The sequence below is a fragment of the Paraburkholderia sp. GAS33 genome (assembly GCF_050436645.1).
GTDB lineage: Bacteria > Pseudomonadota > Gammaproteobacteria > Burkholderiales > Burkholderiaceae > Paraburkholderia > Paraburkholderia phenazinium_B.
In genome coordinates, this window is record NZ_JBNDMP010000011.1 from 187,670 (window position 1) to 213,038 (window position 25,369).

Annotated in this window: 24 protein-coding genes; 10 read left to right on the forward strand and 14 right to left on the reverse strand. The window is 61.2% G+C overall.

The window, feature by feature from the left end; all coding sequences use genetic code 11:
* Positions 1-7 precede the first annotated feature (7 nt).
* On the forward strand, positions 8-1,384 hold the full coding sequence (locus P3T24_RS29230) for a VWA domain-containing protein (RefSeq protein ID WP_429411235.1): 1,377 nt from the start codon (positions 8-10) through the stop codon (positions 1,382-1,384).
* 41 nt (positions 1,385-1,425) lie between these two features.
* Here the strand turns inward: P3T24_RS29230 and P3T24_RS29235 are convergent, their stop codons facing one another.
* The 4 genes from P3T24_RS29235 to P3T24_RS29250 all read right to left on the reverse strand — a co-directional run bounded on the left by P3T24_RS29235 (position 1,426) and on the right by P3T24_RS29250 (position 4,642).
* A complete protein-coding gene (locus P3T24_RS29235; RefSeq protein ID WP_429286497.1) occupies positions 1,426-1,761 on the reverse strand; it encodes a YbjQ family protein in 336 nt (111 codons plus the stop codon).
* Positions 1,758-3,107 (reverse strand): hypothetical protein, encoded by a 1,350-nt coding sequence (locus tag P3T24_RS29240; RefSeq protein WP_429440122.1) that lies wholly within the window; start codon positions 3,105-3,107, stop codon positions 1,758-1,760. Before P3T24_RS29240 ends, P3T24_RS29235 begins: the two co-directional genes overlap by 4 nt.
* Positions 3,108-3,216: 109 nt before the next feature.
* Positions 3,217-4,053, reverse strand: a complete 837-nt coding sequence (locus P3T24_RS29245) for a glycosyltransferase family 9 protein (RefSeq protein WP_429440199.1) — start codon at positions 4,051-4,053, stop codon at positions 3,217-3,219.
* A 262-nt stretch (positions 4,054-4,315) separates the two neighbouring features.
* Complete coding sequence (locus tag P3T24_RS29250) at positions 4,316-4,642, reverse strand: hypothetical protein (RefSeq protein WP_429411229.1); 327 nt, start codon at positions 4,640-4,642, stop codon at positions 4,316-4,318.
* 529 nt (positions 4,643-5,171) lie between these two features.
* Here P3T24_RS29250 and P3T24_RS29255 point away from each other — a divergent pair.
* Both P3T24_RS29255 and mctP read left to right on the forward strand, forming a co-directional pair.
* Positions 5,172-5,369 carry a DUF3311 domain-containing protein gene (locus tag P3T24_RS29255; protein WP_074265741.1) on the forward strand — a complete coding sequence of 66 codons (198 nt, stop codon included), beginning with the start codon at positions 5,172-5,174 and terminating at the stop codon, positions 5,367-5,369.
* The gene (mctP, locus tag P3T24_RS29260; protein ID WP_074265742.1) at positions 5,366-6,847 is read left to right on the forward strand and encodes a monocarboxylate uptake permease MctP; all 1,482 of its coding nucleotides are present in this window, start codon (positions 5,366-5,368) and stop codon (positions 6,845-6,847) included. Before P3T24_RS29255 ends, mctP begins: the two co-directional genes overlap by 4 nt.
* Positions 6,848-6,954: 107 nt before the next feature.
* On the opposite strand, the gene P3T24_RS29265 is transcribed toward mctP, so the two are convergent.
* The 4 genes from P3T24_RS29265 to P3T24_RS29280 form a co-directional block, all read right to left on the reverse strand.
* The gene (locus tag P3T24_RS29265; protein WP_429440125.1) at positions 6,955-7,473 is read right to left on the reverse strand and encodes an SRPBCC family protein; all 519 of its coding nucleotides are present in this window, start codon (positions 7,471-7,473) and stop codon (positions 6,955-6,957) included.
* A gap of 84 nt (positions 7,474-7,557) precedes the next feature.
* On the reverse strand, positions 7,558-9,744 hold the full coding sequence (locus P3T24_RS29270; protein ID WP_429440127.1) for a prolyl oligopeptidase family serine peptidase: 2,187 nt from the start codon (positions 9,742-9,744) through the stop codon (positions 7,558-7,560).
* 86 nt (positions 9,745-9,830) lie between these two features.
* Positions 9,831-12,059, reverse strand: a complete 2,229-nt coding sequence (locus tag P3T24_RS29275; RefSeq protein WP_429440129.1) for a prolyl oligopeptidase family serine peptidase — start codon at positions 12,057-12,059, stop codon at positions 9,831-9,833.
* Between the two features lie 155 nt (positions 12,060-12,214).
* Entirely contained in the window at positions 12,215-12,862 is a 648-nt protein-coding gene (locus tag P3T24_RS29280; RefSeq protein ID WP_429440132.1) for a glutathione S-transferase family protein, read from the reverse strand.
* 376 nt (positions 12,863-13,238) lie between these two features.
* On the opposite strand from P3T24_RS29280, the gene P3T24_RS29285 reads away from it, so the two are divergent.
* Positions 13,239-14,357: a lanthionine synthetase C family protein gene (locus tag P3T24_RS29285; protein ID WP_429440135.1), complete on the forward strand. Its 1,119-nt coding sequence runs from the start codon at positions 13,239-13,241 to the stop codon at positions 14,355-14,357.
* Between the two features lie 90 nt (positions 14,358-14,447).
* Here P3T24_RS29285 and P3T24_RS29290 read toward each other — a convergent pair whose 3' ends face one another.
* On the reverse strand, positions 14,448-14,831 hold the full coding sequence (locus P3T24_RS29290) for a hypothetical protein (protein WP_429440138.1): 384 nt from the start codon (positions 14,829-14,831) through the stop codon (positions 14,448-14,450).
* Positions 14,832-15,334: 503 nt separating this feature from the next.
* On the opposite strand from P3T24_RS29290, the gene P3T24_RS29295 reads away from it, so the two are divergent.
* Positions 15,335-15,562 (forward strand): hypothetical protein, encoded by a 228-nt coding sequence (locus tag P3T24_RS29295; protein ID WP_074265746.1) that lies wholly within the window; start codon positions 15,335-15,337, stop codon positions 15,560-15,562.
* Between the two features lie 134 nt (positions 15,563-15,696).
* Here the strand turns inward: P3T24_RS29295 and P3T24_RS29300 are convergent, their stop codons facing one another.
* Both P3T24_RS29300 and P3T24_RS29305 read right to left on the reverse strand, forming a co-directional pair.
* The gene (locus P3T24_RS29300) at positions 15,697-17,925 is read right to left on the reverse strand and encodes an NADP-dependent isocitrate dehydrogenase (RefSeq protein WP_429440141.1); all 2,229 of its coding nucleotides are present in this window, start codon (positions 17,923-17,925) and stop codon (positions 15,697-15,699) included.
* Positions 17,926-18,469: 544 nt separating this feature from the next.
* A complete protein-coding gene (locus P3T24_RS29305; protein ID WP_429440144.1) occupies positions 18,470-19,138 on the reverse strand; it encodes a TetR/AcrR family transcriptional regulator in 669 nt (222 codons plus the stop codon).
* Between the two features lie 74 nt (positions 19,139-19,212).
* On the opposite strand from P3T24_RS29305, the gene P3T24_RS29310 reads away from it, so the two are divergent.
* A complete protein-coding gene (locus P3T24_RS29310; RefSeq protein WP_429440147.1) occupies positions 19,213-19,947 on the forward strand; it encodes an SDR family oxidoreductase in 735 nt (244 codons plus the stop codon).
* Positions 19,948-19,997: 50 nt separating this feature from the next.
* On the opposite strand, the gene P3T24_RS29315 is transcribed toward P3T24_RS29310, so the two are convergent.
* From P3T24_RS29315 to P3T24_RS29325, 3 genes are all read right to left on the reverse strand, one after another.
* Complete coding sequence (locus P3T24_RS29315) at positions 19,998-22,058, reverse strand: M3 family metallopeptidase (protein ID WP_429440149.1); 2,061 nt, start codon at positions 22,056-22,058, stop codon at positions 19,998-20,000.
* Between the two features lie 30 nt (positions 22,059-22,088).
* Positions 22,089-22,556, reverse strand: a complete 468-nt coding sequence (locus tag P3T24_RS29320) for an N-acetyltransferase family protein (RefSeq protein WP_429440151.1) — start codon at positions 22,554-22,556, stop codon at positions 22,089-22,091.
* A 189-nt stretch (positions 22,557-22,745) separates the two neighbouring features.
* On the reverse strand, positions 22,746-23,252 hold the full coding sequence (locus tag P3T24_RS29325) for a cupin domain-containing protein (RefSeq protein ID WP_074265752.1): 507 nt from the start codon (positions 23,250-23,252) through the stop codon (positions 22,746-22,748).
* Positions 23,253-23,567: 315 nt separating this feature from the next.
* On the opposite strand from P3T24_RS29325, the gene P3T24_RS29330 reads away from it, so the two are divergent.
* The 4 genes from P3T24_RS29330 (at position 23,568) to P3T24_RS29345 (ending at position 25,365) form a co-directional block, all read left to right on the forward strand.
* Entirely contained in the window at positions 23,568-23,936 is a 369-nt protein-coding gene (locus P3T24_RS29330; RefSeq protein ID WP_429440153.1) for a hypothetical protein, read from the forward strand.
* 13 nt (positions 23,937-23,949) lie between these two features.
* The gene (locus P3T24_RS29335) at positions 23,950-24,297 is read left to right on the forward strand and encodes a hypothetical protein (RefSeq protein ID WP_429411205.1); all 348 of its coding nucleotides are present in this window, start codon (positions 23,950-23,952) and stop codon (positions 24,295-24,297) included.
* A gap of 234 nt (positions 24,298-24,531) precedes the next feature.
* Entirely contained in the window at positions 24,532-24,981 is a 450-nt protein-coding gene (locus P3T24_RS29340; RefSeq protein ID WP_429440201.1) for a lytic transglycosylase domain-containing protein, read from the forward strand.
* Between the two features lie 123 nt (positions 24,982-25,104).
* A complete protein-coding gene (locus P3T24_RS29345) occupies positions 25,105-25,365 on the forward strand; it encodes a hypothetical protein (protein ID WP_429440203.1) in 261 nt (86 codons plus the stop codon).
* Positions 25,366-25,369: the final 4 nt, after the last annotated feature.

Consider the following 25,369-nt stretch of genomic DNA (forward strand, 5'->3'; position numbering starts at 1 on the left):
CGGGGGCATGATGAAAACAACCGGCTACTCTGGACGCAGATCCAGCAGACGTAACAGCAAACATAAACAGCGCGGCGCGGTAAGTATCATCGTCGCCGCTTCCATCGTACTGCTGATTGGTGTCCTGGGCCTCGCCGTCGATGCGGGCATGGGCTACATGGTCAAGGCCAAGCTCGACGCCGCGACCGATGCCGCGGCCATCGCCGCGGGCGAAGCTGTCACGACCGGCAGCAATCAGGCCACGCAAGCGGCCAATGCGATCGCAGCCGCCAACACGTTCTTTGCGGCCAACTACCCGGCGGGCTACCTCGGCACAACGGCGTCGATGAATTCGCCGTCGGTGGTCTTCAACCAAGGCACGATTACGATCGACACATCAGCGCAGGCGAGCTACCCCGTCAGCTTCATGCACCTGTTCGGCTTCAATCTGCTGAATGTTGCGAGCTCATCCCAGACCGTGAGAAAGGATCTGGACCTCGTGCTGATCATCGACACCACGGGCTCGATGGCGACCGACTCGGCCGTGCCGCCCGCAGTCCGTTCCGCGGCGATCACCTTCCTGCAGCAATTCGACCCGCTTACCGACCGCGTTTCGCTGATTCACTTCGCCTACGGCACGGTGGTCGACCAGCCGTTTAACGGCAACGCCCGCGGCTTCGACATGGCGGCGATGACCAAGAGCATCAACGCGTTCAATTTCGCTGGCAGCACCAATTCGGAAGAGGCCTACTGGAACGCGCTCAACCAGTTGAACACCGTGATCACCGAGCCGTCGAGCCTGCGGGTCATCGTGTTCTTCTCGGACGGCGCACCCAACAGCTTCGCGTCGATCTTTCCGACCAGCAACAAGGCCTGCAACTCGATTGCGGGGACCGTGATCAGCGGCGATACGCCGAGCACGCCGGCCGCGCTTTACGCTGACAACGTACAGAGCCAGCAACTCTCCTCGCCCTGCTACAACAACAACGCGTCGAAGGTCATCACGCAGATGCCCACATGGTTCAACGCGCATAACACGCCCTGGCTCGACAACCAGACCATTCCGGTGATCACCAATACGCCGCGCGTCGTGACCAGTACGGTGAACTACGCGAACGTGAACAATGCAGCACGCAATATTGCCGAAGGAATGGCCAATGTCGCCCGCAACGAAGGTACCTACGTCTACGCGATTGGCCGCGGCTCGGAGCTTCTGCAACCCGAAGGTGCGAATAACGAAATCGGCCAGAATGTGTTGAAGTGCATGGCCAACACGACCGACTCTCTGTCGCGTTGTTACAACCCGAAGCAGCCGGTAGGCGTGTACTGCAGCGCGCTGACGCCATCGGATATGACGCCGTGCTTCTCCAAGCTCGCTTCGGAGATACTACGGATTGCGAAATAGGTGAAAGCCGTGCAACCGCAGGCAAGGCCCGCTGCGCCAGATTAGCCGGCCGGCCTTGCGTACACGGCGGTCCCGTAGCAGAGAACTTCCGTCACGCCGGAGGCGATCTCGGTCGCGTCGTAGCGCATCCCGACGATGCCGTTGCCGCCGAATTGCGCGGCCTCCGCGACCATCCGCTCATAGGCGTCCTGCCGCGCGCGTTCGCACAGAGCGGTATAGAGCGAGATATTGCCGCCGAAGATGGTCTGCAGCGAGGCGCCGATCGAACCCACCACGGAACGCGAACGGACAATGATGCCGCGCGCGATACCCAGTGACTGTTCAACCCGGTAACCGGGAATCTCGAATGCGGTCGACACCATGTGACGTTCTATCATTGCGCTCTTTTTGACGAGTGACGGGCGGATGTGGGCGGCGAGGCGCCCACATGACGCCTCGCACCACGGCGAGCGCGGCAAAACATTTTCGGCGCCCGCAGCTTTCGCACATATCTTATCAGCCGCCACAACGGGGCATTCTGCACGCGCGTGAGCTCGCTTTTAACTTCCGCCAACGCGGCCCGGGTCGAGGCCAGTTCGCCCAGCAGCACGTCGTCGATGCCCGCACCGTCGATCAGCGCCACATCCACCACGCGGGTCGCGTGACCTGCCCCCACCTGCGGCTGCGGCCAGTTCGCGGCCGCACCGAATGCCATCGTCTGGGTGGCCTGCGCCAGCTTGCTGGTCCAGAACGTCAGCGTATCCGCCTCGGCGCCGCCGCTCGCGGCGAGCGCTCTCGCGACCTGGAGCGCTTCGAGGTGAACCTGCAAACCTTCGACCGCATCGAAGCCGTTGCCGCGTTCGCTTGCCTCCTCCCTGCGCGCGCTTCGCAGCGATGGATGAATGCCCGTGAGCTCGCCGATCCAACGCTCCGCTCCCTCCAGATACGCGGGGGAATGTGCCGCCAGATCGCAATCGAAAATCGCATTGGCGTACTTCGCCGTGTCTCTTAGCGTCAGCAGCCAGTGCGCGAGAAAGGCGCGGTAAGCCTGCAGCGGCGTAATCGCCACCACATGGTCCTTAAATAGCGTGAGGTACGACTCCATCGTCTGCGCAACCGCACCGTCTGGCTGCGGAGGCAACTCGACACCCAGCGCGCTCATGGTCTGCTGGACAACCGGCACATCCCGGTTCAACGCCAGCACGGCAAACGGCACGGCCACAAAGTGCGGATTGCGGTACGCGGCAAACAGGTGCCAGCAGGACTGCCATTGCGAAATCGGATTCTTCTCGACCACGATGTGCACGGCGTCCGGAAACGTGGTGCGAAACCATTCCAGCCGGCCGAGCGAGCGACAGAACTTCAGCACGGGCACGCGGCCCTGTTCGTGCGCTGCGCGCATCAATCCGCGCACGTATGCTTCGATGCGCCCGGCGCCCTCCGGGACCTGGCGGTCGAAGCGATCGACCGAAAAAGCCGACTCGTACCCGGGGATACCCTTCAGGCCCGGTTCCAGCAGGTGCGCATACTCCGCGAAATAAGGGGCTTCAAGTGCGGGGTGTCCGGAACGCCAGCTATCTGCGGTACTGGTCGCCAGTTTCTCCTGATCGATGCTCGCCAGCATCTCGTGCAGCGGTTCGTAGTAGGCCGTGACGTTGTCGAGCTTACGAAAACACGACCACAGCCACGTTCCGGCCGTTCGGTAACCGGTGTGGAGAAAGACAGCCTGGCATTTTGAAGTCATTAAATCGGAGAGATGCAGATCGGGAGAGGTGTGCCGCGCGGCACGTCGAGCGCCGCCAATGGGGCGCATCCAGACGCGGTTCCGGGCAAATTGAAAAACGTGGGGGGCTTCATGCGAAGCTTAAGCTGGCGCGCAGTTGCTCGAATGCGCGGGAGACCTGCCTGACCGACAACATGTATTTCCAGTACCGCTCTTTCAGGAATCCGGTTGGGAGGTAGGTGCTGCCTATCAGTACCTGCCCTGTCCCCCAGTCCGGCCGCCAGGTCCGCGCAATGCCGCGGCGCATGAACAGCGACAAGGTAGGAATGTGCAGGCTGGAGGCCAGATGGCCGATGCCCGAGTCGTTGCCGATGAACCAGCCGGACTCGTAGACCCAGGTGGCGACGTTATCGAGCGAACCGAAATCGGGCAGTTTGAGGCCAAGGCGTTCGATATGGAGCCAGTCCGCGCGCTCCTGGGGCGCTACGACGAATTCAGGGCTGAAGCCCAGTTCGCGCAGCCGGATCGCGAGTCTGATGAAGCGCGACGGTAGCCAGCATTTGTCGGCGGTGCTGGCGGTGGGGTGAATCGCCACGCGCAGCGGGTATTTCCGGTGTTGCAGTCCCGGCGGCGGCGTCATGCCGTTGCTCTTGTCGGCGCCCGCGAGACCAAACTCGTCGACGCAAAACTTCGCCAGCCGGTCGGCCATGGATTCGGAGGACCGCACCCGGCAGATGTGATCGAGGAAACTAACCCGCGGGTGATATTGCTCGAGGCCCACGAACGGCTTGTTCCTGTGCATCTGGATCACCCGGTCGAACCCGGAAAGCTTTGCTGTCAGGTCCGCGACCGAGAGGTCATCGAGAGTTTCGACTTCAGGAAACCACGCGCCCAGCGACTGGATCTGCCGGCCGAAAATGGTCACGGCGATGCCGTTTTGCTGAAGATTTCGCGCGATCGTCATCATCAGCAAGGAGTCGCCGATTGCTGGCGAAAGAACCAACGCTACGCGAGAGATTGGCTGAACGGTAGGCCACATAGCTCAATCCGGATGACGCGCCCACTGATGGGGAGAACGCTTGCCAGTCCAGAACAGCAGTAATTTCCGCTTTCCGAACCAGCAGGAGTCTAGAACCGGAGCATATTATTCGCGTTACAGGTTTCATTACGGACGTTTACGGAAAGCTTGACGGAAGCCTACGCCGGCGGCGAGTCACTTGTACCGGTAGTCAGACCTCGCCGGCTCCGAGCAGATCGCCATGGGTCACGACTGCGGCGATCCAGCTGTGCAGTTCGTGCCGTTCCATCCCGAGGAGTTGTTCGGGCAAGCCGGGTGCATCGGCGACGGCCAGCACGTTGTGCAGCGCAAGAAACGCCTTTGTTTGCGAATACATGACGTGGGCCAGACGCTTGCGGGCCTCAGGATGCGCCACGCCGGCCGCATGCGTATCGATGATCGCGTGCGCCAGCTTTTCACTGACATATCCAAGCGGCACGCCTTGCCGGGTTTCGCAAGCCGTGAACGCCGGGCCATTGGACGACAGGTTCAAACTCACATCCAATCCTTGAATGATTTCAAGCACGTCGAATTCGCTTTATATGTATGCCTAATTACATGCGCCGTCGATCCAGGCCGCAGTACGAGGACTGTTTGGCGCAGCACCCTACGCATTGCTAACAGGACTGCGCGATAGCGCGATATGCAGTGCCGGTAAGCACGGATCGTAAACGGAATGGCCCGCGCGATCTGTGGATCGTTCGTCTATATTTGTGTCGTTTTGTCATAGGCGCTTCATGTTCGCCTGGACCGGTTTGGCGCCGGATTGCCCGGTGTCGGATGTCCTTTTACGTGCCGGCCTGCATCGCTTTCGATGCGGGTCGCATCGCCGGCTATTTTGCCTGTAGAGGCGCGGCGCGGATACACTCCGGCACCCTTAGGCACGGCGTAGCGGTCCTGCCCAGAGCATCCCGCCACATTTTCTAAGATAATGCGCGCTACCGTCACCGACACGGATGCCGTACAAGTCCTGCGCTGACGCGAAACCACCGATACCCGTTTCCACTACATACAATCTTGGGGATCTCTTGAAAACTACTGCTCCGGCCGGCCGCTCCTGGCTATGGCTCATCCTGCTGATACCGTATATCGCGCTGCTCTGGCTGCCGTTCTATAACGACACGCATCCGTCGTTCGCCGGCTTCCCGTTCTTCTACTGGTATCAGTTCCTGTGGGTGCCGCTCACCTCCCTGCTGATCTACGTTGTCTACAGGGGGCTCAAATGAGCGATGCGATTCCAGTCAATCCGGTCGCCATGGCCGTTTTCATTTTCTTCTTCCTGCTGGTCACCGTCGTGGGCTTTTTCGCGGCGCGCTGGAAGCGCGGCGACCTCACGCAGTTGCATGAGTGGGGGCTTGGAGGACGGCAGTTCGGCGTGATCATTTCGTGGTTCCTGGTGGGTGGCGATTTCTACACCGCCTACACGGTGATCGCCGTGCCGGCACTCGTGTATTCGGTCGGTGCGTATGGCTTCTTTGCATTGCCCTACACCATCATCGTCTATCCGTTCGTGTTTGCCGTGATGCCGAAGCTCTGGCAGATCGCCCATACGAAGAATCACATCACCGCGGCCGATTACGTGCAGGGCGAGTACGGTGGCAAGTGGTTCCCGGGCGCGGTGGCGCTGACGGGCATTGTTGCGACCATGCCGTATATCGCACTGCAGCTGGTGGGCATGCAGGTGGTGATCAAGGGTCTGGGCGTCACCGGCGAAATGCCGCTGATCGTCGCCTTCGTGATCCTTGCGCTTTACACCTACACCAGCGGCCTGAGGGCGCCGGCGATGATCGCGTTCGTCAAGGACATCATGATCTATATCGTCGTGATCGCGGCCGTGTGGCTGATTCCGGCGAAACTCGGTGGCTACGCGCACGTGTTCGATGCGGCGGATACGTATTTCAAGGCCAAGGGCGGCGCGACCGGCATCATCCTCAAGCCGACGCAGTTCACCGCGTATGCCTCGCTCGCGCTGGGCTCGGCACTGGCGGCGTTCATGTATCCGCATACGATGACGGCGGTGTTGTCGTCGTCTTCCGCCGCGACGGTGCGCAAGAATGCGATTTTCCTGCCGGCCTATACGCTGCTGCTTGGCCTGATCGCGCTGCTCGGCTATATGGCGATCGCGGCCGGCGTGCATGTGAAGTCGGCTTCAGACGTTGTGCCGACATTGTTCGGCACGCTGTTCCCGTCATGGTTCGTCGGCTTTGCGGCCGCGGCGATTGCGATCAGCGCGCTGGTGCCGGCGGCGATCATGTCGATTGGTGCGGCGAACCTGTTCACGCGCAACCTGTGGCGTCCGATCGTGTCGCCGGACATGTCGTCGAGCGCGGAAGCCTCGACTGCGAAGATCGTCTCGTTAGCGGTGAAGTTCGGTGCGCTGCTGTTTATCGTGTTCCTGCCCACGCAGTACGCGATCGATCTGCAGCTGCTCGGCGGCGTATGGATCCTGCAGATTTTCCCGGCCATCGTGTTTTCGCTGTACACGCGCCGCCTGAATACGCCGGGTCTGTTCCTCGGCTGGCTGGTGGGAATCGTGCTGGGTAGCGGGATGGCGATTTCGCAGGGCCTGAAGCCGGTGTTTGCGCTGCATCTCGGTGATGCAACCTATCCGCTGTATATCGGCCTGATCGCGCTGGCAGCGAATATTGTCGTGACGTTTGTGGTGTCGTTGGTGACGCCCAAGCGGGCGAGCGTCAGCGCTTAACGACCTTGTTTGACTGGATCAGCCCGGAGGTTCAGGGCTGGTCCGGTTTTCGAGCGGTCGACTTCTTCGAGTTGCCGACTTTTTTGGGCGGGCTACTTTCGGGTGGCCTACTTCGTATTCAACGCTTCCACACGCGTTTTCAACGCAGCATTCATCGCCTTCATACTCTCAGCCGTAGCCTTCAAGGCATCGTCACTTAGCTTTCCGACGAGGATCCCCGTGAACTGTTCGCTCTGAATAAAGTGCGTACGGTTGCCCGACGCTTCGAGTTGAAACCGGTGCTCCCCATCGAAGAGACCCGGAACCCACAGCGCCCCTTTCCAGCGCAATTCCTGCCCGGGACGAACCGTCAGCACGGTCGGGCGGAACACCATCGCATCCTGACCCGATCCTTCGGCAAACTCGATCACCTTGCCTTCAACCAGCTCACCGTCGAGCCGCGAGATCTCCGGATTCCAGCGCGGATAATCGGCCGTCGCGGTGAGTACCTTCCAGACCGTCTGCGGCGGACTGTCGATCCAGATGTCCGTCTCTATCGACCCGTCGTGGTGCAGGAAGAGAAGCGCAAGCACGCCCGCACAGACGATGCCGAGTACAGCGAGCGCAAAACGCCTGGCTAGTCTCAAGATCGATTCCTCAACGACACGCGAGTCGCCACAACGCAAACGGGGACCAGACGCCGAACCGCCGACGCCCAGTCCCCCACCGGCTTAGTGCTTCGGCTGGAAGCCCGGCTCACCCATCTGCCACAGGGCAAACGCCCACTCATCGGCCAGCAGGTTGGCGCGCTGCGACATGCTCGAGCCCATTCCGTGGCCCGCGTCGAAGTCGATGCGCAACAACACTGGCCGGCCACTGCTCGTCGCCGCCTGCATGCGCGCCGCCATCTTCAGCATATGCCATGAGGACACACGCGGATCGTTGGCGCCCGTCGTGAAGATGACAGCGGGGTACGGCGTGCCGTCATGGATATGCGCATAAGCGCTCATCGCATAGAGACCATGGAAGCCCGCTTCATCCGACGACGAACCCATTTCAGGCACGTTCGGCGGCCCATTAGGCTCGGTTTCGAAGCGCAGCGCGTCGGACAGCCCCACGTCGTCCATCACCACACGGAACAGCGCCGGGTTGATCTCCATCGCGCCGCCCATCACGATACCGCCGGCGCTGGCACTGTTTGCGCCCAGGTATTTCGACTGCGTGTAATGCTGGTCGATCATGTATTGCGCGCTCGCGTTGAAATCGAGCATAGTGTTGATCTTCCAGAGCTTCTGACCCGCACGGTGCCACGTGTCGCCGTACTCGCCACCGCCGCGCATATGCGACACCGCGACGATGCCGCCGTGGTCGACCCACGCCTTCCATTGCGGACGGTACACCGGATCCATCGACAACCCATAGCTGCCGTAGCCGAACACGATGGTCGGATGCGAGCCGTCGCGTTTCACGCCCTTCTGAGCGATGATCGACACCGGAATGCGCGTACCGTCGTAGCTGGTGGCGAATTCGTCGTGCGCTTCGATATCGTCCGATTCCGTCTTCGAAGGCGGAATCAGGCCAGTGTCGGTGGCCGCGTTGGTCTTCGGATCGTAGGCGTACTCACGCGGCGCCTTGACCCAGCCCTGCAGGTTGAACAGCGCACCCGGCTGACGTGGATCGGCCGTCAGGCCCGCTACCCTGCCCGCGAAAGGCAGATCGATCGACTGCGTGTCTTTGCCGTCGAACGACACGCGCTTCAACTCGAAGCTGCCGCCCGCCCGCTCGCCGATATACATCGCGTCGCTACCCAGCGTGAACGCGTCGATCACGTTCGTGCCTTGCGGCACGACTACATCGGCCGTTGCGAGATCCGGATGCGCCGCCGGCAGCGACAGAATCTGGAAGCGCGAAGCACCCTTCTCGCTCAGCAGATACAGGCGATCGCCGCGCAGCTGCACATCCGTTACGCCGTCATCCGTGTCCGCAATCTTTTTCCAGGGCGTATCCGCGCCATGGATCTGATCGAGCCGCGCAACGTAGAAGATGTTCGGGTTGTTGTCCATGTTGTGATTCACCACCGCGACCGCGTACGGCGAATCCGGTGCCAGCAACACATAGGTCCCCTGGCCTTCGGCAACATCGAGCTTCGGCGAGACGCCGCGGCCGAACACGGCCTCGTCGCCATCGCCATTGGCGTTCTGACCGAGCACGTGGATGTACGTCACCGCGTTGTACTCGGTCTTCGAGAGCGGCGTGTCCGGGCCGGGTTTCGGATAGCGCAGATAGAAGAACGACTGGTTGTCCTTGCGCCAGGAGACGACGCAATCGCTCGTGCGGTCGATCACTTCGGCGAGGTCGTTGCCGGTCTGCAGATCGATCACGTGCAGTACGCTCTTTTCCGAGCCGCCGGCGGAGATGCCGTAAGCGACATAGCGACCGTCCCACGACGGCGAATACCAGTCGAGCGCGAAGTGATGCGCGCTGTCCGTGGCGAGCTTCGCCGGATCGACGAGGACGTGTTCCTCGCCGTTCACGCCGTCGCGATACGCGAGCTTGGGCAGATTGGCGCCCGGCTCCAGTACCTCATAAAAGATCCGGTCACCGCGACGCATGAATTCGCCGCGATGCAGATCGTTGCCCATCAGCGATTCGATGCTATGTGCGAGCGATGCGCGACCGGGGATCGCGTCCAGCACCTTACGGGTGTAAGCTGCCTGCCCTTTCATCCAGCTTTGAACTTCCGGGTCCTTCAGGTTTTCCATGTAGCGATAATTGTCCACCACCGGCGTACCGAAGTAGGTATCGGTGACCGGGCGCACGGGCGCCACCGGCGGGCCATCGGCAGCCTGCGCCGCACCGTTGGCGGCGAGCAGGGTAGCAGCAAGCGTTACAGCCAGAAAAGACTTGTTCTGTTTCATTCGAGCTTCCAAAAGAATGAGGCGCCGCAAGATTACCCCGACTTGCGGCTGGACGACTAGAGGGTCAATAAAGCGCCATCACCGTGCTAATGCTTCGGCTGAAAGCCAGGCTCGCCCATCTGCCAGAGTGCGAACGACCACTCGTCGGCGAGTTGATCGGCCTCTTGCGACAGGCTGGAGCCGATGCCATGGCCCGCGTCATAGTCGACCCGCAACAGCACCGGACGCCCGCTGCTGGTCGCTGCCTGCACGCGCGCCGTCATCTTCAGCATGTGCCAGGACGCCACCCGCGGATCGTTGGCGCCAGTGGTGAACAACACCGCCGGATAGGGTGTGCCGTCATGCACGTGAGCATAGGAACTCATCGAATAGAGGCCGTGAAAACCGCTTTCCGTCGAGGTCGATCCGAACTCTGGCACGTTCGGCGGTCCGTTGGGCTCGGTTTCGGAGCGCAGCGTGTCGGAGTCGCCGACGTCATCGAGAATCACGCGGAACAGGCCCGGGTCGATCTCGAGCGCACCGCCCATTACGATGCCACCTGCGCTTGCGCTGTTCGCTGCAAGCAACTTCGGTTGCGTGTAGTGCTGGTCGGCCATGTATTGCGCCGAGGCGACGAAATCGAGCAGCGTGTTGATCTTCGTGAGCTTCTGTCCGGCACGATGCCACGCATCGCCGTACTCGCCGCCGCCGCGCATATGCGAGACCGCGACGATGCCGCCGCGCTCGATCCACGCCTGCAAGGTTGGGTCATAGTACGGATCCGACGAAGTGCCATAGCTGGCGTAGCCCGTCACGATGGTTGGATGCGAGCCGTCCTGCACCGTGCCCTTCTTCGCGATGATCGACACCGGAATGCGCGTGCCGTCGTAACTGGTAGCGAACTCGTCGTGTGCCTCGATGTCGTCCGACTCGGTCTTCGCTGGCGGAATCAGGCCGGTGTCGGTAGCCGCATGGGTAGCTGGATCGTAGGCCAGTTCGCGCGGCGCCTTGACCCAGCCCTGCAGGTCGAACAGGACGCCCGGCTGACGCGGATCGGTGGTCAGGCTCGAGATGCTGCCCTCGAACGGTAAGCCGATCGTCTGCGTGTCCTTGCCGTCGAACGATACGCGCTTGAGCTGAAAGCTCGGGCCCGCACGTTCGCTGATATACATCGCGTCGCTGGCAAGATAGAACGAGTCGATCACGTTCGGGCCTTCGGGCACCACCACGTCGGCATGCGCGATGTCCGGATGCGCAAGCGGCGTCGACAGGATCTGATAGCGGGAAGCACCCTTGTTCGACAGGAAGTAGAGTTTGTCGCCGTGCAGCCGCACAGCGGTCACGCCATCCCTGGGCGCGGCGATCTGTTGCCACGGGGTCTGCGCACCATCGATCTGCGCGAGCGGTGCGACGTAAAACGAGTTCGGCGCGTCGTCCATGTTGTGATTGGCAACCGCCACCGCGTACGGCGAATCCGGCGTCAGCAACACGTAAGTCGCCTGGCCTTCCGGCACATCGAGACTCGCGGATACGCCCTTGCCGAACACCGCCACGTCGCCCTCGCCATCGGTATTCTGGCCAAGTACGTGAAGGCGCGTCACCGCGTTATATTCGGATTGCGACGGCGGCGTGTCGGGGCCGATCTTCGGATAGCGCAGATAGAAGAACGAGCGGTTGTCGTCGCGCCAGGAGACCACGCAATCGGAAGTACGGTCGATGCTCTCTGCGAGCTGCGTCCCGGTGCTCAGATCGACGATGTGCAGCACGCTCTCTTCCGAGCCGCCTTCGGAAACGCCATAGGCCACATAACGACCATCCCACGACGGCGAGAACCAGTCGAGCGCGAAGTGATGCGCGCGATCTTTCGCGAGCTTCGCCGGGTCGACCAGAACGTGTTCCTCGCCGTTGATGCCATCGCGATACGCGAGCTTGGGCAGGTTGGCGCCTGGGTCCATCACTTCGTAAAAGAGCCGCTCGCCGCGGCGTGTAAATGCATCGCGGCGCAGATCCTTTCCGCCGAGTGCAAGGATGCGCTTCGCCAGCGCGGCACGGCCTGGAATCGCATCGAGCACCTTGCGCGTGTAGGTCGCCTGCGCTTTCATCCAGTGCTGGACCTGCGGGTCTTTCAGGTTTTCCATGTAGCGGTAGTTGTCCACTACTGGTGTGCCGAAGTAGGTATCGGTGACGGGACGTACCGGGGCGACGGGCGGGCCGTCGGCCGCCCACGCAGGCGAACAGGCGGCGGAGGAGACAAACGCGACTGCGAGCGTTAAGGCAAGAACAGACTTTGTTGGTATCAAATTCTTTGTCAGTGTCAAACTCTTCGTTGCTGTCATTTACGCTTCCAAAGGAACGAGGCGCGGCAAGATTACCGCGACTCGTAACCCTTCGACTAGTGGAATCATAAAGGCGGGGTTCTAACCTCGGCGCTGCTGCAGTCTCTCGTGGTTCTGGAATCCGCGTCGACTGATAGACGCGTTCCTGGTTCGCGCTAGCTCGCCGGATTGCTCCAGTTGCTCAAGCCCTCTCTCGTGTTCAGCTCGATAAACGACGGCAGCGCGCGCAAGCGCTGGATATAGGGCACCAGGTGCGGCCAGTTCGTAGCCTTGCACGGCAGATTGCGCGACCAGCGCATCAGCATCACCGCAAGAAAATCTGCTGTACTGAGCTTTCCACCCACCAGCCAGTTGCGGCCGTCGGCGACCAGCGCGTCGAGCCGCTCCCAGGACTGTTCGATCCGGCGCTGCGCGAGCGCCTGCACTGCTTCGGCACCAGCGGGGTCGCCGTCCTCGTCGGCGTAAAACCAGTCACGCATTGCGGGGAGCACGGTATTGGCCATGAATACCATCAGCTCGAACCACTCGGCGCGATCAGGTGAGCCGGGCGCCGGCGCAAGACCGGCATCCGGATGACGCTCGGCCAGCAACATCAGCAAGGCGGCGGATTCGTGGCGCGGCACACCGTCGACGATGAGCGTCGGCACGCGGCCTGCTGGATTGAGACGCCGATACTCGGGGTCGTGTTGCGCGCCCTCGTCGATATTGATCAGCCGGGCCTCGAAGGGAATGCCCGCCTCGAGCAGCATCCAGTGAACCGCCATGCTCGCCGCGCCGGGCGAATAATAAAGCGCGTAGGTCATGCCTTCCCTCCTTCGAGTTGATTCATGTTGAACGCATCGATGCACACCGCACAAATGATGCGGAATCTGGCGCCTTTCGACAACGTGCGCGTCCTGAGGCATCATCGGCATCGGTCAGGGCGGCGAGGGCTAAATGATCGGACAGCGTCAGTCGTTGCGCAAGCGGATTCGACGTTCAACACGAGTTCGACGCGCCCATCGATTCGCCGCGCATGACATCCGCTGATGCCCGCGCGACGCCACCCTCTTTTCTATTTCTAGCGAGGTATGCATGCTTTTCGATCCGAGCCGTCATGAGCCTCTGCAAGCAATCGAATGGGATGAAACACGGGTGAGAGATTGCATCGCCCGGATCGTCAGCCAAACGGAAACTCAGATGAACGAGGACGGACTGTGGCCGGCCCACCCTCGCGACGGCAGCGATGAAGATAATCCACGCGCGCCGCTAACGCCGCTTTATCACGGCGCGTGTGGAGTCGTTTGGGCACTTGGCTATCTTGAAGCGGTTGGCGCGGTCAAACTTCAGCGCGATCCGTTGGCGCATGCGGCAACGCTACGCACGTTGAATCGGCGGTGGCTCGAAGAGGAAGCGTGCACCTTCTTCGCTTCGTGGATGATGGGCGAAACGCCGTGGCTGATGCTCGAATACGGACGCACGCCGAGCGAAGCGCTGGCCGGGCAGCTTGCCGATCTGATCAATGGCAATCTCGACAATGCCACCCGCGAACTCATGTGGGGTTCGCCGGGCACGCTGCTCGCCGCGTCGTTCCTTCATGAGCACACTCAGGACGAACGCTGGGCCGAGCTGTTTCGCAAGAGCGCTGCGCAACTCGCGAGCGAACTGAAGTGGTCGGAGGAACATGGCTGCCACTACTGGACGCAGGACATGTATGGCTCGCAGACGACTTATCTCGACGGCGTGCATGGTTTCGTGGGAACTGCGTTGCCGCTGATTCGCGGTCGCCATCTGCTCGACGCTGCCAGCTGGAGCGAATGGGAACAACGCATCGTCAATACCGTGCAACGCACCGCGACGCTCGAGGACCACCACGCAAACTGGCGCGCGTTTCTCACGCTACCGGAAGGCCGCACGCCGCGCTGGCTCATGCAGTTGTGCCATGGCGCACCTGGTTTCATTGTCTGCCTCGCGCAGTTGCCAAGCCGTGAACTGGATTCGCTGCTGCTTGCGGGTGGTGAGGCGACATGGGCTGCGGGACCGCTAGCGAAGGGCTCCAACCTGTGCCACGGGACGGGCGGCAATGGTTATGCGTTTCTGGTGCTCTACCAGCGTACCGGCGATGTCAAATGGCTCCAGCGCGCGAGGGCATTTGCGATGCATGGCATTGCGCAGACTGAGGCTGATGAAGCGGCTTACGGACAGTTGCGCTATTCGCTTTGGACCGGAGACCCGGGATTCGCAATCTACCTGTGGGACTGCCTGCGCGGGCAGGCTGCGTTTCCGACGCTGGATGTTTTCTACGGCAGCGCCGCGTAAAGCCCTCGCTCAAGCGGATGCCCGTGCGCCAGGCGGCATACGGGTTTTCCATTGAACGACCGGGTTATCTACCTATCGCATGAAGCGATGTCATGCGCTGCCGGCGCGCGCACGATCACGCCAAAACATCAAAGCCCAGGCCAACGATACTCCCACCGCCACACCCAGGAACTCGCATAGCACGCGTGTGCCGATGCCGTCTGGATCGTGAATCCCGGCAAGGGACGCGCGCATCAGAGCCGGCGACTGGAGGTCAGCGTAGTTGAAATAGAACATGTTCCACAAATCGCCGCTGGAACTGGGCAGCACGGACAGCAGATAAGCCACGGCGAGCACGCGGCCATGGCTCCACGGTTGCTTGCGCGTCAGCCAGTGCAGCAGCAGCAGCACAAAGAATCCGATCACCGCCGCAATCGCCCCCGCTTCGATACCGCCGACGATGCCGTAACCCATCCACGATTGGTCATAAAGCATGTCAGCTTCACCAGGTCATCAACATCGGCGCATTATGCCCGAACGGGTATTCCCAATGCATTTGCGGGGGGCGTTGTTGCTTCCTGCGCCGATCAGGACGGGACCAAGGAGGAAGCGCTCCCTTAACAGTCCGTCCCGAAGCGCCACACCGAACGACCACATATCGGGAAATTTCACGATGTGGAACGATCCATTGCACTACAAAAAATCGTGGTGCATGGCACAAACCAGCCGTTTCGCAATGCCGTCCCACATTCCGTAATCCGGAACAAATCCAATAAGATATTGTTTTTTATAGATAATTTTTTATCTGCCGATCTCGCTATCCGTGCTGTGCTAGCGACTCGCTCACGTAGACTCTTTTACATGAGCCGGCGTTCTGGACGACTGGTTTTAGCGGGCCACAGTAGCCGACCCGCGAAGACCATCCCAGGACCGGCCCGCGTCCCGTACGCAGGTCAGCCAGGCAAATGCATTTTTTTACGATGATCGGGAGACGAAAAATGAAAGGCTTTCGCTTTGGTTCGACGGAAGGATCGTTCTACATTTTGCCCGGCAAGGACGGCTGGGAAGCCTCGTTCGGCAACGAGACGCTTGGCGCATTTGCCAGCCCTCAGCAGGCCGCCGATGACCTCGCCAATGGTGTGTGCTGTCCGCATCTGTCCGAGGCTGATACTTCGATGCTCGAGATACCGGAGAAGATCGGCGACTGGGAAATCGTTCACGTTTGATGGGGCCGCCTAGGTCAGTTGCGCATCCCACGGCGAGGCACGCCCCGCCACAACGAAAATGGCGCCCGAGGGCGCCATTTCCTTTCTACTGCCTCCAGCTCTAACGTCCAGCCAGCTTCAACCGAAGCCGAACCTTACGCAACCGCATCCACGATCGCGTTGAGCGTCGCGCTCGGACGCATGGCCTTGCTCGTCAGGTCGGTATTCGGACGATAGTAGCCGCCGATGTCTGCCGGCTTGCCTTGCGCTGCAGCCAGTTCCTCAACGATCTTCGCTTCGTTCGCAGCCAGTTCTTTCGCCACACCAGCGAACTGAGCCTGCAACTGAGCGTCTTCCGTTTGCGCAGCCAGCGCCTCGGCCCAATACAAGGCCAGGTAGAAGTGGCTGCCGCGGTTGTCGATACCGCCAACCTTGCGCGCCGGCGACTTGTCGTTGTCGAGGAACTTGCCGGTAGCCTGGTCGAGCGTCTTCGCCAGAACCTGCGCCTTCGGGTTGTGATACGCGTTGCTCAGATGTTCGAGCGAAGCGGCGAGCGCCAGGAATTCGCCGAGCGAGTCCCAACGCAGGAAGCCTTCTTCGACGAGCTGCTGAACGTGCTTAGGCGCCGAACCGCCAGCGCCTGTTTCGAACAGGCCGCCACCTTCCATCAGCGGCACGATCGACAGCATCTTCGCGCTCGTGCCCAGCTCCATGATCGGGAACAGGTCGGTCAGGTAGTCACGCAGCACGTTGCCGGTGACCGAGATCGTGTCCTTGCCGGCACGAATGCGGTCGATCGAGAACTTCGTGGCTTCGACCGGCGTCAGGATACGGATATCCAGACCGCTCGTGTCGTGGTCCTTCAGGTACGTCTCGACCTTCTTGATGATCTGCGCATCGTGCGCGCGCGCTGCGTCCAGCCAGAACACGGCCGGCGTGTTGCTCGCGCGGGCGCGGTTCACCGCGAGCTTGACCCAGTCCTGGATCGGCGCGTCCTTGGTCTGGCACATGCGGAAGATGTCGCCTTCCTCAACCTTCTGCTCGAGCAGGACAGTGCCGGCTTCGTCGGTCACGCGGACCACGCCGTTCGCCTTGATCTGGAATGTCTTGTCGTGTGAACCGTATTCTTCCGCCGCTTGCGCCATCAGGCCGACGTTGGGCACGCTGCCCATCGTGACCGGATCGAACGCGCCATGCTTCTTGCAGTCTTCGATCACAGCCTGATACACGTCGGCATAGCAACGGTCCGGAATCACTGCCTTGGCGTCGTGCAGTGCGCCATCGGCGCCCCACATCTTGCCGGACTCGCGGATCATGGCGGGCATCGATGCGTCGACGATGACATCGCTCGGCACGTGCAGGCTCGTGATGCCCTTGTCCGAGTTAACCATCGCCAGATGCGGACGTTGTTCGTATTGCGCCTTGATGTCGGCTTCGATCGCGTCGCGCGTTTGCTCCGGCAGATCCTTCAGGCGCGCGTACAGGTCGCCGATACCGTTGTTCGGATTGAAGCCGACCTTCGCCAGCGCTTCCGCGTGTTTGGCCAGCACGTCCTTGTAGAACACCGAGACCACGATGCCGAAGATGATCGGGTCCGAGACCTTCATCATGGTGGCCTTCAGGTGCACCGAGAACAGCACGTTGTTGGCCTTCGCATCGGCGATCTGCGCTTCGATGAAGCTGCTCAGCGCTTTCTTGCTCAGTACCGACGCGTCGATGATTTCGCCAGCCTTCACCGCGGTCTTTTCTTTCAGAACCGTCTTGCTGCCATCAGCGGCAGTCAGTTCGATCTTCACGCTGCCGGCTGCGCCGATCAACGCGGATTTTTCGCTGCCGTAGAAATCGCCGTTGTTCATGTGCGCGACGTGCGACTTCGAGTCCGCGCTCCATGCACCCATCTTGTGCGGATGCTTGCGGGCGTAGTTCTTGACCGACAACGGTGCGCGGCGATCCGAATTGCCTTCGCGCAGCACCGGGTTCACGGCCGAGCCCTTGATCTTGTCGTAGCGGGCCTTGACGTCTTTCTCTTCGTCGGTCGTGGCGACGTCCGGATAGGACGGCAGCTTGTAGCCCTGATCGCGCAGTTCGGCGATCGCGGCCTTCAGTTGCGGCACCGAAGCGCTGATGTTCGGCAGCTTGATGATGTTCGCTTCGGGACGGGTGGTCAGCGCGCCGAGTTCGGCGAGATCGTCGGACCCTTTCTGTTCCGCAGTCAGATAGTCCGGGAACACGGCGATGATGCGGCCGGCCAGCGAGATGTCACGTGTTTCCACAGCGACGTTCGATGAGCGCGTGAAAGCCTTCACAATCGGCAGCAGCGAGTAGGTCGCCAGAGCCGGCGCTTCGTCGGTAAGGGTGTAGATGATCTTCGGCGATGTAGACATATCTGAGGTGGTGCTTGGTGAATTGATAAACAGAGCGTCGGTCGCGCTGAGCCAGCTGGATTGCACCGTCGCGAACTGCAGACGAATGCGCACCGGACTCCGACACGGCCCACGGACTACCTTTAGGGCGCGCCCGTGAGTATAGGCGTGTTTACCAGAATACGCTTCCAGACCTTGACATAATGGTCAGCTTTCGGGTTGCCCTGGCCGTGCTGATCCGGTGGATTCGGGGGTCACTCGCTGCGCCTGCGATCTGCCTTGTCAGGCGGGCGAAAGCACCGTGTGGCAACGCTTTCCGCGCTGCCGGCCTTGCTTCCGCTACCCTCAAGGCGCGGGCGCTTCGCGGGGCCAGCGGGCCCGAAATGGCAACGCTTCGTCAAAGCGGGGAAACACATCCTTGCTCGTCACGCCAACAATCAGGCGCACGCCGTACAACAAAAAGTACAAACAGCCAATGGGGACGCAATTTGACCACGCCAAATTTCGGCAGGCGAGGCTGACGACGCGCTCTTTTCATCGGAAACGAGCTGTTCACCCTGTCCTTTCACGCAGTCTTGCGCGCTTTCTCGCCTCGCGCCGTCACGGGCAGCGCCACGCGCTTCAGATAAGCCTCGCATAGCGTGATCAGCTGTTCGCGCAGCACCCGAAGCATTTTCGGCGGCGCGCGGCCCTCGAGCACCGCACGGGTCGACCCGACCATGGCGCTGTTGACCATAAAGGTCACGGTCGGCAGATCCTCGAACGAGGCGTCGGTCGCCGTTGCCAGCATCGCCGAGGTCGCGCGCCGCGTCCGTCCGGAGATCTCTAGCACCAGTTCGGCGGCGTTCAGCTCGGCGGCCACGAGGTACAGCGCCCGGGCTTCGTCCACGCGAGCCGTCTTGGCCGCGACGAATGCATGCACGAGCCCCTGCACCATCGTACCGAGCGGTACGTGATGATGCCGCTCGCAGGCCTGCTCGACGGCTGCGGCGACGTGCTCGAGGTGACGCTGCATCACCGCATGGAGAAGCGCCTGCTTGTTCGGGTAGTACTGGTACAGCGTGCCCACCGAGACGCCGGCCCGCTCCGCCACGCGGGTGGTGGTCAGACGCTGCGCGCCCACGCTCAGCAAAACCTGAATGGTGGCTTCGAATACTGCGTCGACGGTGACCGTTGAACGGGCCTGACGTGGCGTCTTTCTTGGCGTGAGCGCCCGGGCGTGCTTGCTATCCATATGCGAATGGTAAAGCTGAAGAATCCTTCATAAACTGGAATCCTAAACCATTCTTCAAGTACGGACGGATTGCAATGCAAAGTTCATCGTCACAAATCGCGCTGGTCACAGGCGCCAACAAGGGAATCGGACTGGAAATCGTGGGGACGCTGGCGCGCAAAGGCATTCGCGTGCTGCTCGGCGCACGCAACGCCAAACTGGGCGGCGCAGCCGCTGCGCAGTTGAAGGAAGAGGGTCTGGATGTGCAATTCATCGAACTCGATCTCGGCCGTCCCGAGACTCTCCGGGACGCGGCCGCGTGGATCGAAAAGCACGCCGGCAAGCTCGACGTGCTTGTGAACAATGCGGGCATCACCAGTGCGGGTGACGGCTCGCCTGCCAAGGCGGATATCGATGCGGTGCGGCGCGTGTTTGAGACGAATTTCTTCGGCACGCTTGCGGTCACGCAGGCTATGCTGCCGCTCGTGCGAAAGTCGGAAGCCGGGCGCATCGTCAACGTGTCCAGCGGGCTGGGTTCGATCACGTTGAATGGCGATCCCGCCTGGGAGTTTGCGAGCGTCAAGTTTCTGGGCTACAACGCCTCCAAGGCCGCGCTGAACATGCTCACAGTGCAACTCGCCGCCGAACTGCGCGACACGCCGATCAAGGTAAATTCAGCGGATCCCGGCTTTACCGCGACCGATCTCAATCAGCATCGCGGCTATCAAACCATCGAACAGGGCGCGGCCGAAGCGATTCGTCTTGCCTTGCTGCCGGAAGACGGACCCACCGGCGGGTTCTTCAATTCGAGCGGGGCGAACCCGTGGTGAGTGGCGAGTGAATAAACGAGTGAGTGGCGAAGGGTTCGCCACTCGACAGATCAACCCGGCACAGCCGCGTCGAGCAGACCACGCTTTTGCAGCATCGGCTCGACCGCTGGCTCGCGCCCACGGAACGACCTGAACGCTGTACCCGGATCGATCGAATTGCCCACGCTGTAGATCCACTTCAGCAAACGCTCCGCAGTCGCGCGATCGAACGGATCGCCCGTCTCTTCGAACGCCGCGTAGCCGTCGGCCTCGAGCACCTCGGCCCACATATAGACGTAGTAGCCCGCCGCGTACTGGTCCCCGGAAAACAGGTGCTTGAAATGCGGCAGATAGTGACGCATGCCGATATCTTCAGGAATGCCGAGCTTTTCAGCCTGCTCCGCTTCGAACTGCGTGATATCCACCGGCGTGGTATCGGTCCGCGCATGCAAGGCCATGTCCATCAACGCCGGGCCAACATACTGCACGGTCGTGAAGGCCTGGTTGAAGCGGCTCGCAGCTTGCAGCCGCTCAAGCAGTTCCGCGGGAACTGGTTCACCGGTTTCAACGTGCCGGGCGTGACGCAATAGCACCTCGCGCTCCTGGGCCCAGTTCTCGAACAGTTGCGACGGCAGTTCCACGAAGTCCGCGAGTACTCGCGTGCCCGCGAGCCGCTCATACTGCACGTTCGACAGCAGTCCATGCAGGCCGTGTCCAAACTCGTGAAACAGCGTGCGGATGTCGTCGAAGCCGAGCAGCGTCGGCGAGCCCTTCGCGAAGTTGTTGTTGTTCAGCACGATCGGCAGCGTACCGCCGTTGCGGCCCGACTGGGAGCGCAGGATGCTCATCCACGCGCCGCTTCGCTTGGTCTGCCGCGCGAAGTTGTCGCCGATGAACACGCCGATCATCTTTCCTTCGGAGTCCGTCACTTCCCACAGGCGGACATCGGGATGATAGAGCGGGATGCCGTGGCGTTCCTGGAAGCGCACGCCAAAGAGCCGCGACGCGCAATCGAACATCGCAGCCTGCATTGCATCGAGCGAGAAATATGGCTTGACCTGGGCATCGTCGATGGCAAAGCTTTTCTGCCGCACCTTCTCGGACAGATAACGCCAGTCCCACGCGGCAATCGGTGTCGGCTGCCCCAGTTCAGTAGCCAGCGCCGTCAGTTGTTCGCGATCATGCTGCGCCTTGGCGATAGCCGGCTTCCACGCACGCTGCAGCAGTTCATCCACAGCCGCCACCGAAGGCGCCATGCGATCGGCCAGCTTGTAGTCGGCAAACGTCGCGTAACCGAGCAGCGCGGCCTGCTCCTGCCGCAGCGCAACGATCTTCGCGGTCAACGGGCGATTATCGTGATCGCCCGCATAGGCACCGCGTTGGCGACGTGCATGCCAGACCTGTTCACGCAGATCACGGCGCTCGGAAAACGTCAGGAACGGCTCGGCAAGCGAAGGCGACAGCGTGATGACGTGAGCGCCCTCGGGCAACCCGCGCTCACGCGCCGCCTGCGATGCGGCGGCAAGCACAAACGATGGCAAGCCAGCGAGCTCGTCATCTGCAACCGTCAAGGCGAACGACGACTCATCGGCGAGCACGTTCTGGGAAAATTGCGTGGTAAGTATCGCCAGTTCTTCGGCAATCGCAGCGAAGCGGGCCTTGTCGTCTTTGCCGAGCTTGGCGCCTGCGCGCTCGAAGTCCAGATGAAAGCGTTCGAGCAGGCGCTGTTGCTCGGTCGACAAACCCAGACTGCTGCGCCGCTCGTAAAGAGCGTGCAGTCGCGTGAACAAACCTTCGTTCTGGTAAATCGCGCTTGCGTGCACCGCCAGACGCGGCGAATACTCAAGCTCGATGGCCTGCAACGCGGGCGAGGTTTCGCTCGACGAGAGATTGTCGAACGCCAGTTCGACGCGGAGTAGCAATTGGCCGCACGCGTCGAGCGCGGCTACGGTGTTCTCAAAGGTGGGGGCCTGCGCGGCGCTGGCAATGGCTTCGATTTCGCGCTTGTGCTGAAGCATCGCGGCGTCGAAGGCGGCAGGAAAATGCTCGGGGAGAATGCGGTCGAACGGAGGTAAGCCGTACGGTGTTTGCCATTCTTCGAGTAGAGGATTGGCTTCTTGCGAGAGGGACATGGATGGTTTCCTTAACGCGGGGTCCCTATTCTAGTCCTCGGTTGATGCCGTGACATCCGGATAGACGTAGTCCACGTACTCCTCGCCTTTCCTTACGCATTGAAATCCGGCCGACTCGTACAGAAACTGGGCCGGATTACCGCGGAACACGCTCAACGTCAGTTTCGCAAAACCCTGCGTGCGCGCGTCGTTCATGTAGTGATCGAGGAGCAGCCGGCCCAGTCCGCGTTGCCGCAATTCGGGCACCACGTGGATTGATGCGAGACACGCCGCACCGTCGATGATCTCCCAGAAGCAGTATCCAACCGGCACGCCACCCTGCTCGACGACGGACATGCGCTCGAGCGCACCGGTCCACTGTCGCAGATGAGCGTGCATCGCATCTTTCCAACGCTGCTCGTGCTCGGGTTCGATCGTCTGGATGTAGTTCAGCTCACCCTTGTAGACCATCGGGAGATCGGTAGGCCGTGCTTTTCTGACGGTATGGCTGGGATTCACAACCGCACTCCTTCGCGCAAGATCGAGATCAACCGCCTGGATCGCGCGGAGGCCGCATTCTATCTGCAATCTTCCGGGCGCGTCGCTGCCTCCAAAATACCGAGGTGCGCTCGCATAATCCTGCTCGCGCTCTAACTGCTCCAACTCGTCGCTGCGCGTTCAGTTCGCTCCACGCTCCACGCTCAGGGCTCAGGGCTCGGAGTCCCAGTAATCGAGCGAATTTTCCTTGCGTTGAATGCCGACGAACGCGCGGCTCGCTCCCGCGCCGCGCACTATTGCCTGGTACTTGCCGGAGTCGGGATACTCGACTACTTCCGGATCGTCGCGCGTGCTGATCGAAAGGTATTTCAGGGGTGCGGCAGACGAGTTGATGATCTGATGCGGGTACTGAGGACCCGGCGGAATGAAAATGACATCGCCACCGCGGATCGGCAACATTTCTCCTGCCACCCGTAGCGTGCCCTCGCCCTCGAGAATCACAAACATCTCCTCCTGCGCGTAATGAAAATGATAGGGACACGAGCGTTTGCCCGGGGCCACGATATCGATCGACGCGCCGAGTTTCTGCGCCGCCGTACCCATCGCGAGACGCGTACACAGCGTTTCATACAGTGGCGGCCGAACCTCCGCACCCAGTTCGGCATCGTTGAAGTTTCTGATGAGCTGTGCTGCAAGCTCCTTGACCTTACCGCTCATATCTTTTTCGCTCCGAGGATGGATCGAACCGTTACGCTCCGCCGTCATGACGTCCGAAGCGACGGGTCTTGTCTGATCTTTTATTATTCCGCGCCCATCGCCTTTCATCCGACAAAAAGCAGCTTTCCTGTCTGTTTAACAGGCAGGGCAACTTCACTTCCGGACGCGCACTGCGAAGCCGTAGATGCACGCCTGGCCCTCATTATTGAGTCACGTTTTCTTTTTTGCCAAACGTTTGCGAATTGCATATCAAGTTCACCGCCCAGGCTGCCGAAAACGCGTTTATAGCGTCAATGCCACTTGAGGGAGCATCTTGTGAAGCCGCTACTGATTTTCGTGGCCCTTCTCGCTTTGGCCGGATGCGCGCAAGTGCCCCCGGTTACCGCCACGCAGCCAGAGAAGACGCCTGTCTCGACCGATATCATGAGTTTCACGATCCCGCCGGATGCGCTCGGCGCTCGCGATCCGCAACTGACCGCCGTGCTCGCCAAAGTGGGCACGCTGGCGGCGGCACAGAAACAGCCGACGACGATTCTCGTGACCGCGCTCGGGCAGGACCTGCCGTACCTCAACCAGGCCATCTGGCGAGGCGTGCCCGCGCAACATGCGGTGAAACTGAATCTCGACAACCTGACGGCAGGCGCGAACCAGCCGTACAGCGTGTCGATCAAGCCAACGCCATAAGGAAGCTGGGTTTATGTATCGCCTATCCGTAATGGCAACGAGTCTGCTGCTGGCGACATCCGCGTTTGCGGGCCAGCCCGCCAGCGCAGCGCCACCCGCCGCTGCGAGCGCGCTCGTCATGCCAGGCGCACCCGCCGCATCAGACAAGGTCTATCCGCCGTTGCCGACCCTGGCGATGCTGCCGCCGAACAGCGACGACGAAGACGATCCGCAGCCCAAACTCTCGCAGCAGCGGAAAAAGAAAATCCGCATACCGGACCGCAAGAGCGTCGCGCCGGTCCCGCACATGGTTGTGTCGGATGCATCGCACGCGTACCTCGGCAACATCGAAAAGCAACTCGATCTCGCCCTGGCCAAATAACGCCCTACTACCCACAGTCGTAGCAACCCACGTAATTCCCGTCGTTCGTGCAGTTCCCGCAATTTCGCTAAGTCTCGCAAGTCCCGTAAGTCGCGCAATTCCTGTTCAACCGCGAACGCCCACTTAACACCGGGCTTCATTACGTATCGCAAGCACGCGGAGGCATGACCCGTGTTGTCCAACCATTCACCTATCGCCGCGGCGCCACTGTGCCGCCGCTCCCGCCACAACCTGCTGCGGCATGCGTACGCAGCACTCGCCGTTTCGCTGTTGTGCGGCGCAGTGCACGCGCAGGAAGACTGCTTCAATCAGGCCGCCGCGTATCAGGGCGTCAACCCGTCCGTGCTGCGCGCGGTCGCGTGGTTCGAATCGAAAGGCGACGCGAGCGCGATCAACCGCAACGCGAACGGCTCGATCGATGTCGGCCAGTTGCAGATCAATTCCATCCACTTCGGCGACCTGGCCCGCGAGGGGGTGCCCCATCGCGCGCTCACCGATCCTTGCGTGAACGTCTACGTGGCCGCGTGGCTGCTGAAGCAGAAGATGGTCAAGTACGGCAACACGTGGCGCGCGATCGGCGCGTACCACTCGGAATCGCCGAAGCTGCGCGACGCTTACGCGCGCAGCATTCAGAAAATCCTCGTGATGTGGGGTGAATTGCAGGTTGCTTCGAATTCCCAATAAGCGGGTCTGCGTGGGTGTTTGCGCGTGCCTGGGCAGGTTGATGTCAGTCTGGGCTGACAGGTTTAGGAGAGGAAGTGGTACGGGGATTGCTGCCTTGTAACGTATCCCCACTCCTGCCCGGAGATCCACGTGACGAGCCACTCTCCCGATGTAGAGAAGGACACGAAGCAGCCCGCTGATGACCCTCCGATTGACGTTTCGAGACCCATTGGCGACGCCCTCCCAACGCCTGTCGAACCTGGCCTCGACCAACCGCTGCCCGAAAAGCCAGCGGATGAGCCCGAGGAGAAAGAGAAGAATAAAGGCGATGCGAGCGCCGGCTTGCTTGGCGATACCGACACGCCGCCGAGTGTGCCAGAACCTGGTCCGTCGGACTTCGCTTAGCTGC

Bases quoted from the DNA above. Each gene is read 5' to 3' on its own strand.
- P3T24_RS29230 (WP_429411235.1), top strand. From the start codon at position 8: ATGATGAAAACAACCGGCTACTCTGGACGCAGATCCAGCAGACGTAAC.
- P3T24_RS29235 (WP_429286497.1), bottom strand. From the start codon at position 1,761: ATGATAGAACGTCACATGGTGTCGACCGCATTCGAGATTCCCGGTTAC.
- P3T24_RS29240 (WP_429440122.1), bottom strand. From the start codon at position 3,107: ATGACTTCAAAATGCCAGGCTGTCTTTCTCCACACCGGTTACCGAACG.
- P3T24_RS29245 (WP_429440199.1), bottom strand. From the start codon at position 4,053: ATGATGACGATCGCGCGAAATCTTCAGCAAAACGGCATCGCCGTGACC.
- mctP (WP_074265742.1), top strand. From the start codon at position 5,366: ATGAGCGATGCGATTCCAGTCAATCCGGTCGCCATGGCCGTTTTCATT.
- P3T24_RS29270 (WP_429440127.1), bottom strand. From the start codon at position 9,744: ATGAAACAGAACAAGTCTTTTCTGGCTGTAACGCTTGCTGCTACCCTG.
- P3T24_RS29275 (WP_429440129.1), bottom strand. From the start codon at position 12,059: ATGACAGCAACGAAGAGTTTGACACTGACAAAGAATTTGATACCAACA.
- P3T24_RS29280 (WP_429440132.1), bottom strand. From the start codon at position 12,862: ATGACCTACGCGCTTTATTATTCGCCCGGCGCGGCGAGCATGGCGGTT.
- P3T24_RS29285 (WP_429440135.1), top strand. From the start codon at position 13,239: ATGAACGAGGACGGACTGTGGCCGGCCCACCCTCGCGACGGCAGCGAT.
- P3T24_RS29290 (WP_429440138.1), bottom strand. From the start codon at position 14,831: ATGCTTTATGACCAATCGTGGATGGGTTACGGCATCGTCGGCGGTATC.
- P3T24_RS29295 (WP_074265746.1), top strand. From the start codon at position 15,335: ATGAAAGGCTTTCGCTTTGGTTCGACGGAAGGATCGTTCTACATTTTG.
- P3T24_RS29300 (WP_429440141.1), bottom strand. From the start codon at position 17,925: ATGTCTACATCGCCGAAGATCATCTACACCCTTACCGACGAAGCGCCG.
- P3T24_RS29305 (WP_429440144.1), bottom strand. From the start codon at position 19,138: ATGGATAGCAAGCACGCCCGGGCGCTCACGCCAAGAAAGACGCCACGT.
- P3T24_RS29310 (WP_429440147.1), top strand. From the start codon at position 19,213: ATGCAAAGTTCATCGTCACAAATCGCGCTGGTCACAGGCGCCAACAAG.
- P3T24_RS29315 (WP_429440149.1), bottom strand. From the start codon at position 22,058: ATGTCCCTCTCGCAAGAAGCCAATCCTCTACTCGAAGAATGGCAAACA.
- P3T24_RS29325 (WP_074265752.1), bottom strand. From the start codon at position 23,252: ATGAGCGGTAAGGTCAAGGAGCTTGCAGCACAGCTCATCAGAAACTTC.
- P3T24_RS29335 (WP_429411205.1), top strand. From the start codon at position 23,950: ATGTATCGCCTATCCGTAATGGCAACGAGTCTGCTGCTGGCGACATCC.